9 protein-coding genes are annotated in these 13,686 nt (G+C 54.2%); 2 read left to right on the forward strand and 7 right to left on the reverse strand.

All coding sequences use genetic code 11. The features are described 5' to 3' along the window. Positions 1-2: 2 nt before the first annotated feature. Both prfB and thiL read left to right on the forward strand, forming a co-directional pair. Positions 3-1,116 (forward strand): peptide chain release factor 2 gene (gene prfB, locus BR04_RS05950; RefSeq protein ID WP_496355084.1). Its coding sequence is split into 2 segments (ribosomal slippage): positions 3-59 and positions 61-1,116, totalling 1,113 coding nucleotides; the frame shifts between segments, so codons are not numbered across the junction. Further along, positions 1,113-2,627: a thiamine-phosphate kinase gene (gene thiL / locus BR04_RS05955; protein ID WP_496355085.1), complete on the forward strand. Its 1,515-nt coding sequence runs from the start codon at positions 1,113-1,115 to the stop codon at positions 2,625-2,627. The genes prfB and thiL overlap by 4 nt, the downstream gene beginning before the upstream one ends. Here the strand turns inward: thiL and BR04_RS05960 are convergent. The 7 genes from BR04_RS05960 to dapF all read right to left on the reverse strand — a co-directional run bounded on the left by BR04_RS05960 (position 2,601) and on the right by dapF (position 13,473). Then, positions 2,601-4,112 carry a methyl-accepting chemotaxis protein gene (locus BR04_RS05960; protein WP_496355086.1) on the reverse strand — a complete coding sequence of 504 codons (1,512 nt, stop codon included), beginning with the start codon at positions 4,110-4,112 and terminating at the stop codon, positions 2,601-2,603. The two genes, thiL and BR04_RS05960, sit on opposite strands and share 27 nt — an antisense overlap. A gap of 59 nt (positions 4,113-4,171) precedes the next feature. Then, entirely contained in the window at positions 4,172-4,639 is a 468-nt protein-coding gene (locus BR04_RS05965) for a cache domain-containing protein (RefSeq protein ID WP_496355087.1), read from the reverse strand. A gap of 395 nt (positions 4,640-5,034) precedes the next feature. Beyond that, a complete protein-coding gene (ade, locus tag BR04_RS05970) occupies positions 5,035-6,753 on the reverse strand; it encodes an adenine deaminase (protein ID WP_496355088.1) in 1,719 nt (572 codons plus the stop codon). A gap of 48 nt (positions 6,754-6,801) precedes the next feature. Then, positions 6,802-9,105, reverse strand: coding sequence for a response regulator (locus tag BR04_RS05975; protein WP_496355089.1), 2,304 nt, complete (start codon positions 9,103-9,105; stop codon positions 6,802-6,804). Between the two features lie 266 nt (positions 9,106-9,371). Next, positions 9,372-10,682: an amidohydrolase gene (locus tag BR04_RS05980; protein WP_496355090.1), complete on the reverse strand. Its 1,311-nt coding sequence runs from the start codon at positions 10,680-10,682 to the stop codon at positions 9,372-9,374. Continuing rightward, the gene (locus tag BR04_RS05985) at positions 10,682-11,518 is read right to left on the reverse strand and encodes a purine-nucleoside phosphorylase (protein ID WP_496355091.1); all 837 of its coding nucleotides are present in this window, start codon (positions 11,516-11,518) and stop codon (positions 10,682-10,684) included. The genes BR04_RS05980 and BR04_RS05985 overlap by 1 nt, the downstream gene beginning before the upstream one ends. 8 nt (positions 11,519-11,526) lie before the next feature. Further along, the gene (dapF, locus tag BR04_RS05990) at positions 11,527-13,473 is read right to left on the reverse strand and encodes a diaminopimelate epimerase (protein ID WP_496355092.1); all 1,947 of its coding nucleotides are present in this window, start codon (positions 13,471-13,473) and stop codon (positions 11,527-11,529) included. Between the last annotated feature and the right edge of the window lie 213 nt (positions 13,474-13,686).

Genomic DNA, 13,686 nt, shown 5'->3' on the forward strand with positions numbered 1-13,686 from the left:
TCATGTCCGCAGAACTGAAGCAGCGCACCAGAGAACACCGCGCTCAACTCCTTCAGTTAAAGGGGTGTCTTTGACCTGGATCACCTCAGCTATCGTCTCAGTGAGATAGAATCCATCATTGGCAACAAGGATTTCTGGAACAATCCCGATGCCGCCAAACCCATCCTCCAGGAACGCAGTCTGCTTTCCGGAAAGCTTGACGCCTATAAAAAAATCGAAACTGCCATTGATGATACGGAAATGCTTCTGGAAATGGCCGTTGAAGAAGGGGATGAGGAAACCGTCCGGGACGTGGCCCTCCAGATGGACGCCGTGGATGTTTCCCTCAGTGATTTCTCCCTCAAACTCATGCTGAACGGCGAAGATGACATGGCTACAGCCATCGTCTCCATTAACGCCGGTGCAGGGGGAACCGAGGCCCAGGACTGGGCGGAAATGCTGTTTCGCATGTACAGCCGCTGGGTGGAGCGCAAGGGCTTTACCATGCAGATGGTGGATTATCAGCCCGGAGACGAAGCGGGGATCAAGGGGGTGACCTTCACCGTGACGGGGGAATATGCCTTCGGTTACCTGAAAAGCGAATCCGGCGTCCACCGTCTGGTGCGGATTTCCCCCTTCAATGCCAATGGCAAGCGGCAGACCTCCTTTGCCTCGGTTTTTGTCTATCCGGAACTGAACCAGGATATTGAAATCGAAATTGATGAAAAGGATCTGCGCATTGATGTGTTCCGGGCCTCTGGCGCAGGCGGCCAGCATGTGAACAAAACCAGCTCTGCCATCCGTATCACCCATCAGCCCACAGGTGTTGTGGTTTCCTGCCAGCAGGAAAAATCCCAGCACAGAAACCGGGAAATTGCCTTCAAGATGCTGCAATCCCGGCTGTACCAGATGGAAAAGCAGAAGCAGGAAGAAAAACTTCAGGATATGCACGACAGCAAGGGGGAAATCGCCTGGGGTTCCCAGATCCGCTCCTATGTGCTCCATCCCTACCAGATGATTAAGGATCACAGAACAGGGCATGAAACGGGCAACAGCCAGTCCGTACTGGATGGTAATCTCGACGGTTTCATTGAGGCGGAACTTTTGAGAAAAAGCCAGGTAAAGGGCAAGGCATGAACCCGAAAATTCTTGACGTCTTTGACCGCCACTACCCTGAAGGGCATCCGGCAAGGGATGTTCTACTCCAGCATTCCCGCATGGTTGCCCAGAAAGCCCTGGAAGCAGCTCTTCGTGTGGCAGGGGAAGGGCCGGATCTGGATTTCATTGCCGAGGCCGCCCTTCTTCATGATATTGGTATCGGAAAAACCCATGCTCCGGACATTGGCTGCCATGGGGAACATCCTTATATCTGTCACGGTTTTCTCGGCCGGGAAATGCTGGAGGAGGAAGGACTTTTTCGACATGCCCTGGTCTGTGAACGCCATACGGGAACGGGGCTTGGAAAAGAAGAGATTCTGAACGCAAAGCTTCCCCTGCCCCTGCGGGACATGCGGCCCCAGAGTCTTGAGGAGGAAATTCTCTGCTATGCGGATAAGTTTTTTTCCAAAAACCTGGGGGATGCGGGAAGGGAAAAGCCCCTTTCTAAAATCCGGAAACAGCTGGCAGGTTTTGGAGAGCACCAGGTAGCCCGTTTTGATGCCTGGCATTACCGCTTCGGCGGGTCTTCCGAGCTGACTTCCCGGCCTTCGGCGTGGCAGGAGTTTTCCCTTATTGAAAAGCTCCGATCCTCAAAAAAAGATCCCCGGATTCTGGTGGGTTCCGGGGATGATGCAGCCTTACTGGCCTCCCTTCAAAGGCCCGTCATCTCAACGGACACCCAGCGGGAGGGGGTTCATTTTCTCAGGGGCTGGATGTCCCATGAGGTTCTGGGGTACAAGGCTGTCATGGCGGCAGCCAGTGATCTTGCCGCCTCCTTTGCCCGGCCCGTTGGCCTTTTTATCAACCTTGGCCTTCCCGCATGGGAAAGGGAAGATGATATTCTCGCCCTGCAAGGGGGGATGCGGAAGGCCTTGCGGGAAACGGGGGGCAGTATTGCCGGTGGCAACATCTGCAAAGCGGAGGTTCTGTGCCTTGATCTTTTTTTTGTAGGAGAAGGAGAAAGCCTCTTTCCCCGCCGATCCCTGGCACGGGAAGGAGAAGGGCTTTATGTGACAGGCTTTTTGGGAGACGCGGCGGCGGGTTGCCATGCCCTGTTCAGGGGAAGGGAAAAAGAACATCCCCACCTTGTTGCAAAATTCTGTACCCCAAAGGCCCGTTTTGATGCTGCTCGTCTGCTTTTCAAGACTGGGGTTTCCTGTGTTATGGATATCAGCGACGGTCTGGCCGGTGATGCTGCCCACATGGCAAAGGCCTCAGCCCTGACCCTGGCACTTGGGCCTGAACACCTTCCCCTTTCCCCGGAACTTCTGGCATATTGCCACCAGTATGGAGAAGATCCTTTGCGCTTTGCCCTCACCGGGGGGGAAGATTATGAACTGCTCTTTACGGCTTCGGAAAAAAAAGCAAAAAGCCTGAAAGGCCTTCTGCCGTTTTTTTTCCGTATCGGCACCTGTTTGAGCCTTTCCAGCAATACCCTGAGCGGTTTGCCCGAATGGGCGACATCAGGTTTCTGTCATGGACAGGATTAAGCTTCCAGGCCGCTGCAAGCCCTCCCTTTTTTCCAGGGTTCCGTGGTGACCTGCCAGGGTACTGAGTTCCTTGACCACGATATTCATGGAAAGGGACTGTTCCTCCATGAATTTTGAGGCTCCGGCAAAATCCCCTGCATTTTCTGTATTTTCCTGTACAACCTTTTCCATCCCCCGAATCTGCCGGTTCACATCTTCAATCCCCTGTTTCTGATGCTGGGAAGCAGAAGTGATTTTCTTAATAATTGCAGAAACGTCATTGGCATTTCGGGTTACGGCCATGAAGCTTTCCCGGGTTCTCTCAACAAGAGTGGAGCTGTCCGAAATCTTTGCCCGTGAATTCTGAATCAGCCCTTCGGTTGATTTGGCGGCCTGGGCAGAGCGCTGGGCCAGCGATCGTACCTCACCGGCAACCACAGCAAACCCTGCACCGGCTTCCCCTGCCCTCGCCGCTTCAACGGCGGCATTCAGTGCCAGCAGATTGGTTTGAAATGCAATGGCGTCAATGGTTTTGATAATTTCTGCCGTCTCATGGCTCACCTGAATCAGCTCTTCCATGGCCCGGGTGAGGGAAGCAATCACCGTATCGGCTCCCTGAATAACGCCTTCCGCACGCTTCATGGTTTTCTCAGCCAGTTCCGCATGGGCGGCAGTTTCATGAACAAGGGAGGTCATGGAGACCAGCATCTGTGTGGTCTCTTCCAGGGAGACGCTCTGGCTTTTGGTTCCTTCTTCCAGGATTTCCGTTGAAGAGGAAATGTTCTGGGCCGTTTCTCCCAGGGCAAGGGCGCTTCGGGTCAGACTGTCCATCATGTCCTTTAGAGGTCTTGTAATTCCAAGGGAAATAAAAACCGTTGCCAGAAATGAAAGTCCCAGGGCAAGAGCATTCAGCCCAACAAACCATCGACGGCCAGAGGATGCCGCAGCAACGGAATCCACATAGGTTTTTTCTGCCATTTCCGTTGCATGAACCGACAATGCATTGATTGCGTGGCTCAGATCCTCAAAACGCAGATCGTTCTGGGGCATCATGGGAATTGCCAGCATTCTGTCAATATCTGCCATTTCCATCACTCCCGCGGCACTTTCCCTGTAGGCTTCAAATGCGTCACGGATTTTCAGTATCTGAATTTTTTCAAGATCTGAAGGACTCCCCTTCTCTTCAAAAAGATCCATTTTTTTCTCTGCCAGACCAAACCCCTGACGGACAGCATGACGTACGGATTCAATGACTGTATCCTCAAGCCCTGAATCCGTGAGCGCCACAACGCGGGCAAGATTGCCGTTGACCAGTCCCACGTCTCCCATGATTTCCTGGACAAGCTGCTTTTTGAGTCCGGCGATCATTACAACATTTCCCAAGGCTTTTTCCTGGGATATGGAACCCGAAATGGACATGGCTCCGGTAATGGACAGAAAAAACATAACAATCACGGGAGCAAGAAAGACCTTGACCGAAATGGGCCAGTGCTGAAAGGGAACCATGACAGATCTCCTGCAGTGGTAACGGATAAAAAAGCCTGCGGTTCCAGCATAGTCTGGAACTACTTGTAAACACCTGCAGAAACATACATATCCTGGCCCTGAACCCTTGCAACATAGGCATTTTTCAAGCGGATTTTTCCTGTGGACGGATCCAGCCAGCGGTATTCAAACCATCCCTCCCCCTTGGTTTTGGCAATTTCGATCATTTCCTTTACCAGGTACTTGCCATCCGAATCCTTGACATTCAGAACGGATTTTCCCACACCCTCCGGTCTGGGAGGATAGGCCAGCCATACGCCATCCCAATTGATAACGGAAATATACAACTCCCCTTTTTCGCCCTTTCTGTATTCCCCATGAAGATCATGGAGCAGAGGCCGGGCTTTTTCTATACCCTCCCTTTCCACCAGCCCCCGAGCCTTAAGGGTCAGGGCTTTGGCATCCTCCATTGTGAACTCTTCGGCCAGAACCGCGTGGGGCAGCAGAAAAAAAGCGATAAAAAATATTGTAATTATTTCTTTTTTCATTGTTTTTCTCCTTATGGAAATGTATTGGATCCCCCCAGTGTCCCTAAAAAAAACTTTTCCCGCTATGTTGAAAAAATTCAGGCTAAAGGGCTTCAAATGAATCCGGAGCCATGACAGGTGGATATTGCGATGCACAAGAGGATAAAAACTGCAAGATCTATTGATATTGGCTGGTTGATCAGAAGTGTATCAAATGGTTTTTGCACATGCAAGGTGGAAATTCAGGGAGACAGGGCAGCCAGACAGGAAAATCTGGCTTTCAGAGAAGGAAAGATTCTGAAAGACGTACAGACGTAAAGAGGCGGGAGCAGGTTTCTGGTTCTCCTAAAAGCGAAAGACCGTGCTGTTTACGGGATGGGACGAAAACAGCACGGTTTCTTTAGAATGCCAAGGTTTTATTCCCCGATAAAAACCGGAACCTGTTCAAAACGATCCACATCCACAAGCCCCTTATCCGTCAGTTTCAGGGATGGAATGACGGGCAGAGAAAGAAAGCCCAGGGTCATGAAGGGATCGGCCAGGGTACAGCCCAGAGAATGGGCTTCCCGGATCAGGGCAGCCATGGCCTTTTCAATGGATTCCATGGCTGCGGTGGACATCAGTCCCGCAATGGCAAGGGGCAGGGCCGCAGCCACCCGGCCTTCCTTTACCACCACCATGCCGCCCTTCATGGTGATGATTTCCCGCGCTGCCATCTCCATATCCCTGTCCGTATCCCCTGCCACAATGAGGTTATGGGAATCATGCCCCACACTTGAAGCGATGGCCCCTCCCCGGATCCCCAGCCCCCGGACAAAAGCAATGCCGCAGCCCGCCTTTCCCGTATAGCGCTCCACAACGGCAATCTTGACAAGATCCCGGTTCGTATCCGCCACTGCCATGCCATCCCGGACAGCTGCCTCCAACACGAGACTTCCCGTCACCACCTGACCGGGAACCACATCAATGACACGGATTTTCTTTCCCTCCGCCTTCAGGGAAAAACTGATCTGCTCCGGCAGAAGATGCATGGATTCCGGAGGGATCGGGGTTCGGGGCAGCACCACGGTCTCTGCCAGTCTTCCTTTTTCGGCCACCCGCTCTCCCCTGACATATACGGCCTCAATGCGTAAACCATCCAGATCTCCGATGACCACAAAGTCTGCTCGTCTTCCCGGCGCAATCCCCCCCCTGTCCTTGAGGCCGAAATATTCGGCCGGGTTGAGGGTCGCCATCTGTATGGCGGTGACGGGATCCACGCCTGCGGCAATGGCTCTGCGGACAATATCGTCGATATGCCCTTCATGGAGGAGATCATGGGGATGCCGGTCATCGGTACACCACATCATGCGGCGGCAGGTCTGTTCATTCAGGGCGGGCAGCAGGGCGTCAAGGTTCTGGGCACAGGTGCCTTCCCGTACCATGATGTGCATGCCGCCGCGTATTTTTTCAAGAGCCTCCTCCGGTGTGGTGCACTCATGATCTGAAGCCATACCCGCAGCCAGATAAGCATTGAGGGCCTTTCCCGAAAGTCCCGGTGCATGACCATCCACGGGTTTCTGTCTCTCATGGGCGGCCCGGATCTTGGCATGAACCCCGGTATCCCCGAAAATAACCCCGGGAAAATTCATCATCTCCGCCAGGGCCAGCACCCGGGGGTGATCAAAGAGGGGGAGCAGATCTTCGGCTTCAAGACGGGCTCCTGAGGTTTCCATATGGGTGGCGGGCACACAGGAAGGCAGGGTGAAGAAGAGATCCATGGGCTGGTTCTCGCTGGCTTCCAGCATGTAACGAATGCCCGCTGTACCCAGCACATTGGCAATTTCATGGGGATCTGCCACCACGGTGGTGGTGCCTCTCGGCAGTACGGCTTTTACAAATTCTGAAGGGGAGGCCATGCTGCTTTCCAGATGAAGGTGGGCGTCAATAAAACCCGGTGCAACGTGCCTTCCTTTGAGATCGAGAATCTCCTTTGCCGCATAGTCCCCAAATCCCACAAAACGTCCCCCATGGATGGCAAGGGAACCTTCCTGGATGTCTCCGGCATACACATTCACAAATTTTCCATTGACAAGAAGCAGATCCACCAGGGTCTCTCCCCTGGCGACCGCCATAAACTCCCTGACTGTTTCCATCCGGTACTCCCCTGATATGGTGGTGGCTTGGTGCGGGAAGGGGGCTTTTTACGGAGTCTTTGTCCGTGCCCATTTTTCCACTGTGGCATGCAGCACATCCGGTTTCACGGGCTTGGTGATGACTTCATCCATGCCCGCCTGAAGACAGGCTTCCCTGTCCTGTAACGTGGTGTGGGCCGTAAACGCCACAATGGGAAGCATGCGAACCAGATCACCGCAGGCCCCTTCCCGGATCTTACGTGTGGCGGTAAGCCCGTCCATCTCCGGCATCTGCACATCCATCAGAACGAGATCATAGGTCTGAAGTGCCAGTTTTTCCAGTGCTTCCAGACCATTTTCAGCAAGATCCGGGATGTAGCCGTTTTTTTCCAGCAGTTTGAGGGTGATTTTTTGATTGATCAGGTTGTCTTCCACCAGCAGAACCCGTATGCTCTCCTCCTTTTTCTGAGACACAAAGGGATATTCAGGTTTTTTTTCATGGGAGGGGTGTACGGGCAGCTCACAGAGTACCCGTGTCCCCTTTCCCGGCTGGCTGTGGATGCGGATATGGCCCTCCATTTCTTCCATCATAAGACGGATAAAGGCCAGACCCAATCCCAGCCCCGGCCCGTCCTTTTCCATACCGTAACTGCTGTCCATGCGGTAGGGCGCTTCAAAGGCCTTTGCAATCTGTTCCGCATCCATACCGCAGCCCGTATCGGATACTTCAAGGGTCAGCCAGAGGACACCGGCAATTTCGCGGCATCCCATGAAAATCTCAATCTTTCCCCTGTCCGTAAAGCGCAGGGCATTGTCCAGAAGTTTGGTGAGAATTCTGGACAGAAAACGGGCATCCCCCTGTAAAAAGTCGGGAAGTTTTTTGGTTTCAAAAAGAAAGGCCAGCCCCCGGATTTCAGCCAGTCTTGCATAGGCCTGACAGACGTCCCGGCCTGTGCTTTCCGGGGAAAAACTTCCGGAAGCCAGGGGAGCCCAGCGACCTTCAGCCATCTGGGCATAATCCTGTATGTCATCCAGCACCCGCTGCATCCGTTCAGCGGCCTCTCCCAGGGGGCCGACCTGTTTTGTACTCTCAAAACCATTTTCCATAAGAAGATGCAGCCCCCCCACAAGGGCGTTCAGGGGAGTGCGAAGACTGAAGGCCAGACTGCGCAGAAAGTAAAAATGCCGGGAATCCGCCTGATCCCGGTACTCCTGGATTTTCTGAAGATCCGTTTTCAGCCGCGCTTCCCGACTCATATCCCTGCCCACACAGCGGAATCCTGAAATATGGCTCTGCCCGTCTTCAATGGGAGAGACGCTGAGTCGGATGGAAAGGAGTTCTCCTTCGGGATTTTCCAGAGAAAGGGAAAGCATACGGGTACCTCCGGTGCGTCCCATGGTTTCCATGAGCTTTCGGAGCAGGGTGGCATCTTCCACATTGAGCCAGCAGTAAAACCGGTTGGCCCGGATTTCCGCAGGCTGCCGCCCCGTGATCCGGCAGAGGGCGGTATTGAAAAAGAGAATACGGCCCTCCCTGTCCATTTCAAAACAGGCATCTTCCACCACCTCCAGAAGATCCCGGTGCTGCTTTTCCGTCATGCGCAGGGTTCTTTCCACTGCCTGCTGCTTCAGTATCAGGCTTTCGGCTTCAAGGGCCTTTTCATTGTAAGTACGGGTTCTTTCCTCCACCCGTTTTTCCAGATCCGTATTCAGGGTTTCAATTTCTTCTCGTTGTGCCTCCAGTTTTTTTAAGGACAGAAACTCCCGATAAAAAACATTTTCCGTTACAAAGGCGCCCATCATGAAGGCAATGTTGCCGCAGAGCAGCTGCAGGGCATAGGAGGTCGCATAGCCGATCTCCAGGGGCAGCCAGGGCAGTGCCCCCAGATAGGCCAGGAAAATCACCATTCCTGTTACACTTGCCCAGAAAAAGGAAAGACGGAAAATACTGTAGCCCACAAAGGTGACGAGAAGAATCCCGATCATGAAGTTGGCCGCAGCCATGGTATCGGGGGCAATGGCCAGCATATAGATCATGCTGAAGGCACACATACAGGTCAGGGTGGCCACAATGGGTTCCAGGTACTTCTGGATTCCTTTGCTGCGGAAACTCCACAGGAGAAAAAAAAGACCGAGGGGAATCATGAGAAGATACCGTATCCCCCAGAGAATATAGAGTTTTTTTCCTGAAAGAAAAACCGCATCATGAAAGCCGAAAATCGCGAAAAAAAAGATGCCCACCATCAGGGCCAGACGTCTGGCATGGAGATTTCTCTCATCAAAATAGGGCAGAAAGGCCTTCATATCCGCATGAAAGGATGGGGAAAGCCTGGAGGCCATCCAGGGGAGTCTCAGGAGAAAGGAGGGTGGCACAGGTACCTCCATAAACATTAGAGAGCAGAAAAGGAGGAAGAACTGCATGACTGGAGAACGATCACAATCATACAGGCATCATGGATTTCAGGACAAGCGTATCTGTCCTGGGGCAGGACAAGGACTATCGCTTCCACTACGGATGAAGCTGTAAAAATGGTTCACGGAAACAAAGGGGGCAGGTACAGGTATAACGGACAGGGAGGGACGGCTTCCTTCCTGTCCCAGTGAACAAGAATCCGGGATCTTCAATCGTTAAAAGCCTTTTACAGGCCCTGCCGGATCTGAAGGGCCGCCTCCCTTGCCCGTGCGCAGACCGCTTTTCCATCCAGGGTGGTGAAAACCCGGTTTCGGTAAACCCTTTTTCCCGCAATAAAGACATCGGAGATGTCATGGCGACCAGCGGCATAGACCACATGGGAACAGGGATGGTAGAGGGGGGTCATGTGGGGGCTGTCCGTACGGATCAGGATGAGATCCGCCTCTTTGCCCGCTTCCAGAGAGCCGATGCGGTCTTCCAGCCCCAGACATCTTGCCCCTTCGATGGTGGCCATGCGCAGTACGGTACGGGCATTCATCACCGTGGGATCCTTGCGGGTCACCTTGTGAATCAGGGCTGCGGCCCGGATTTCCGAGAGCATGTTGAGGTCATTGTTCGATGCGGCCCCATCCGTTCCCAGGCCTACGGAAATTCCCGCAGCCAGCATATCCGGAACCGGAGCGATGCCTGAAGCGAGTTTCATATTGCTTTGGGGGTTGTGGGCCACATGGGCACCTTTTTCGGCAAAAAGGGCGATGTCGTTTTCGCTCATGACCACACAGTGGGCCGCGAGGGTTCTTGGGGAAAGTGTCCCGAGGCCAGCGAGATGGGCCGTGGGGCTTTTGCCGTAGGCGGCCTGGATGCGCTGTTCCTCGGAAAGGGTTTCCGCCAGATGGATGACAAAGGGAAGGTTGTGCTTTTCCGCAAGTTCAAAGGCCCGGACGAGAAGCTCCGGCGCACAGAGATAGGGCGAATGGGGTTTCACCGCAATGGTGATGCGGGGGTGATCCTTCCAGGCCAGGGCCATGGCTTCCACATGCGCGAATCCCTGTTCCAGGCAACCGTAGGACGGAGAGGGGAAATCGTAGAGGACTTCTCCTACCACAGCCCGCATCCCCGCATCCCGGGCAGCTTCGGCAACACCTTCCTCAAAGAGATACATGTCGCAGAAGGTTGTGGTGCCTGAGGCTATCATTTCCAGACAGGCCAGATCCGCGCCCTGGCGCACAAGATCCTTCGAGAGCCGGGATTCCGCAGGAAAAATATGATCTTCCAGCCAGCGCATCAGGGGCAGATCGTCGGCAAGGCCCCGGAAAAGGGTCATGGAGGCGTGGGTATGGACATTGACAAAGCCCGGCATGAGAATCCCCTCTTCTGCATCCAGCCGTTCTTCAGCCCGGATGTGGGAAAGGGATTCCATGGGGCCTGTGGCGAGAATTTTGTCTCCCAGAATGGCAAGACCGCCTTTGCGGAAGACCCTGTTTTCCGCATCCATGGTGAGAACCCAGGCATTTTCAATGAGTATATCCGCCTGCATCAGAGCCTCCCGATAAGGGTTGTCATCAGCTGTTCCAGCCGTGAAGACGCCTTGCCAGCAGCTTCCACAACAGCCTCAAGGGTAGCCATTTCAGGATGATCCGGATCATTGATGTTGGTAATGGTGGAAATCCCCAGAACCCGCATCCCCCCATGGCGGGCCGCGATTACTTCCATGATGGTGGACATGCCCACAGCCTGGGCACCGATGCTTTTCAGAAAGCGGATTTCCGAGGGGGTTTCAAAGGAAGGCCCTTTCAGCCCCACGTACACGCCTTCACGAAGGGAAAATCCCAGATCCTTTGAAACGGCAAGGGCAAGGCTTCGCAGATCCGCATCATAGACGCAGGACATATCGGGAAAACGGGGACCCCAGACATCCACATTGGGGCCGATCAGGGGATTCTCCCCCGTCAGGTTGATGTGATCCCGGATGAGCATGAGGTCGCCCACGTTAAACCCTGGCCCCACGCCCCCTGCGGCATTGGTGAGGATGAGGATCTGTACGCCGAGACTGCGGAAAACCCTCAGGGGAAAGGCGATTTCTCCGGGGCTGTAGCCCTCATAGAGGTGGAAACGGCCCCGCATGACGGCCACGTTTTTTCCGGAAAGGTGGCCCAGCACCAGTTCTCCGGCATGGCTGGCAACGGTTGAAATCGGAAAACCCGGAATTTCAGCATAGGAAAGGGTGGTGCAGGTCTCAAGGCTGCCGGCACTGTCTCCCAGCCCCGTTCCGGTCATGATGAGGATTTCGGGTATAAGGGCACTGTGGGTACGGATATAGTCCGCAGCAAGGCTGACGGCTTCCTGGAGCATATTATGGGAAGGGCTTGGCATGGTTTTCCTCAGAGGGGGATCCGGGTTTCAAAAACAGTGACGGCAGGCCCGGTTTTGTACACATGGCCTGTCTTTTCGTTCCATTCCACAAAAAGAGAGCCACCGGGAAGCTGCACTTCGGCTTTGCGCTCCAGTCTCCCCGTGAGCACACCCGCCACAAGAACGGCACAGGCTCCGGTACCACAGGCCAGGGTCAGGCCAGCTCCCCTTTCCCATACCCGTACCTTCACCTTTTCCGGAGAAAGTACCTGCACAAACTCCACATTGGTTTTTTCCGGAAAAGCTTCATGTTTTTCCACAGCGGAGCCCCAGATTTCAAGGGGAATCTCTTCGATATGATCCATGAAAATCACGGCATGGGGATTTCCCATGGAAACGGGGGTCACCTGAAAGGTCTGACCCATGGCCTGGAGGGGAACTTCCAGGGCTTCCTTTCCCGTAAAGAGAAAAGGGATTTCACCGGGAAGCAGACGGGGAGGCCCCATATCCACACGCACCTGCTGGACCCTGTCTTCCCCGTCGTTTTCCAGAATACAGGTCACAGGGCCGGAGAGGGTTTCGATATCCATGCTTTTCTGACGCAGCCGGGAGCTTTCATAAAGAAATTTCGCAAAACAGCGCATACCATTACCGCACATCCCCGCCTCAGAGCCATCGGCATTGAAAATGCGGAAGGCCATATCACAGTCCCTGGAAGGCAGTACCAGAATAAGGCCATCGGCACCGATACCAAAATGCCGGTCGCAGAGCTGTCTGGCCAGATCCGCGTAGTCCCGTTTCCCGGCAATACGGCCATCCCGGTCATCCATGAGAAGAAAATCATTTCCGAGACCGTGCATCTTGGTAAGGCTAAGCTCCATGGGGATCTCCTTGGTGAATGGGCAGGGCACAGGGCCAGAAGGGTGAATCTTCGCCGGATAATAATGGACTTTCCCCTCAAAATTCAAGACCCGCATCCAGCCGTCTTTCCCGATTTCGTAGGGAAAGTCCGGATGCAGGGCCACCTTGCCCCCGCCTCCGGGCAAATCTATCATATAGGGCGGGACGGCCATACCGGAAACATGCCCCCTGAGCGTTCTGTAGAGATTCAGTCCCTTTTCCAGATCCATGCGGAAGGGCAGGATACCCGCCACCGGGTCAGGATGGTGCAGGTAATAGGGCTTCACCCGCATGGAGAGCAGCTTGCGGAAAAGGGTGGCGAGAATCCGGCTGTCGTCATTGACTCCCCGGAGAAGTACGGACTGGCAGCCAACGGGAATGCCGCTGTCGATGAGAAGACCGCAGGCTCTGCGGCTTTCTTCCGTGATTTCTGCCGGATGGTTGAAGTGGGTGTTGACAAAAAGGGGGGCAAAACGGCGCAGCATGGCGGTAAGTTCCGGTGTGATGCGCTGGGGCAGGGTGCAGGGCATACGGGTGTGGATGCGCAGGCTTTCCACATGGGGAATACTCCGGAGGGCGCTGAGAAGTTCTTCAAGCCGCTCGTCGGAAAGCATGAGGGGATCGCCGCCGGAGAGGATGACATCTTTGATCTCTGGATGGCCTGCAAGATAGCGAAGGGCGGCTTTCTGGTCAAAGACCGTTTTTTTCCCCAGATCCCTTTTGCGCATGCAGTGGCGGCAGAAGAGGGCGCATTCCGAAGATACGGCGAGAATCACCCGATCCGGGTAGCGGTGGAAAAGCCCCGGAACCGGAGACTGGGCTTCTTCGCAGAGGGTATCGGGGAGAAGTCCGGGGACATCCTCCAGCTCTTCCTCATGGGGAACGGCCTGGAGAAAGAGGGGGCTGCCATGCTGGCGGATCAGATCCCGGTAATAGGTATTGATGCGGGCAGGATAGCGGGCTGTGACACGGGCCACGTCTTCCGGATTCAGGTGAAAGGCCGAGGCAATGGCCTCGGGACTTTCCAGTCTGTTCTGAAGGAGCTGCTGCCAGGTTTGGGGGGGAGAAATGTTCACAGGTCACTTTATGGGAAAAAATTTCAGGAAAGAAGCTGCCAGCACAGCCAGCAGACTCCCGATGTTCTGTCTTTGTTTTTTTAGACCGAAAGACCTCCTTCTGTAAATTCATTCGGGCAAAAAACTTCTTTTTTTCCAAAAAACAAGACCCTGCATGAATATGCAGGGTCTTTCAGAAGAGGGGAACGGCTTTTCCGGTAAACCAGCTTTTCC

Source organism: Desulfobotulus sapovorans DSM 2055, assembly GCF_059569355.1.

Excerpts from the sequence above, each read along its gene's own strand:
- thiL (WP_496355085.1), top strand. The coding sequence starts at position 1,113 with ATGAACCCGAAAATTCTTGACGTCTTTGACCGCCACTACCCTGAAGGG.
- BR04_RS05960 (WP_496355086.1), bottom strand. The coding sequence starts at position 4,112 with ATGGTTCCCTTTCAGCACTGGCCCATTTCGGTCAAGGTCTTTCTTGCT.
- BR04_RS05965 (WP_496355087.1), bottom strand. The coding sequence starts at position 4,639 with ATGAAAAAAGAAATAATTACAATATTTTTTATCGCTTTTTTTCTGCTG.
- ade (WP_496355088.1), bottom strand. The coding sequence starts at position 6,753 with ATGGAAACAGTCAGGGAGTTTATGGCGGTCGCCAGGGGAGAGACCCTG.
- BR04_RS05980 (WP_496355090.1), bottom strand. The coding sequence starts at position 10,682 with ATGCAGGCGGATATACTCATTGAAAATGCCTGGGTTCTCACCATGGAT.
- BR04_RS05985 (WP_496355091.1), bottom strand. The coding sequence starts at position 11,518 with ATGCCAAGCCCTTCCCATAATATGCTCCAGGAAGCCGTCAGCCTTGCT.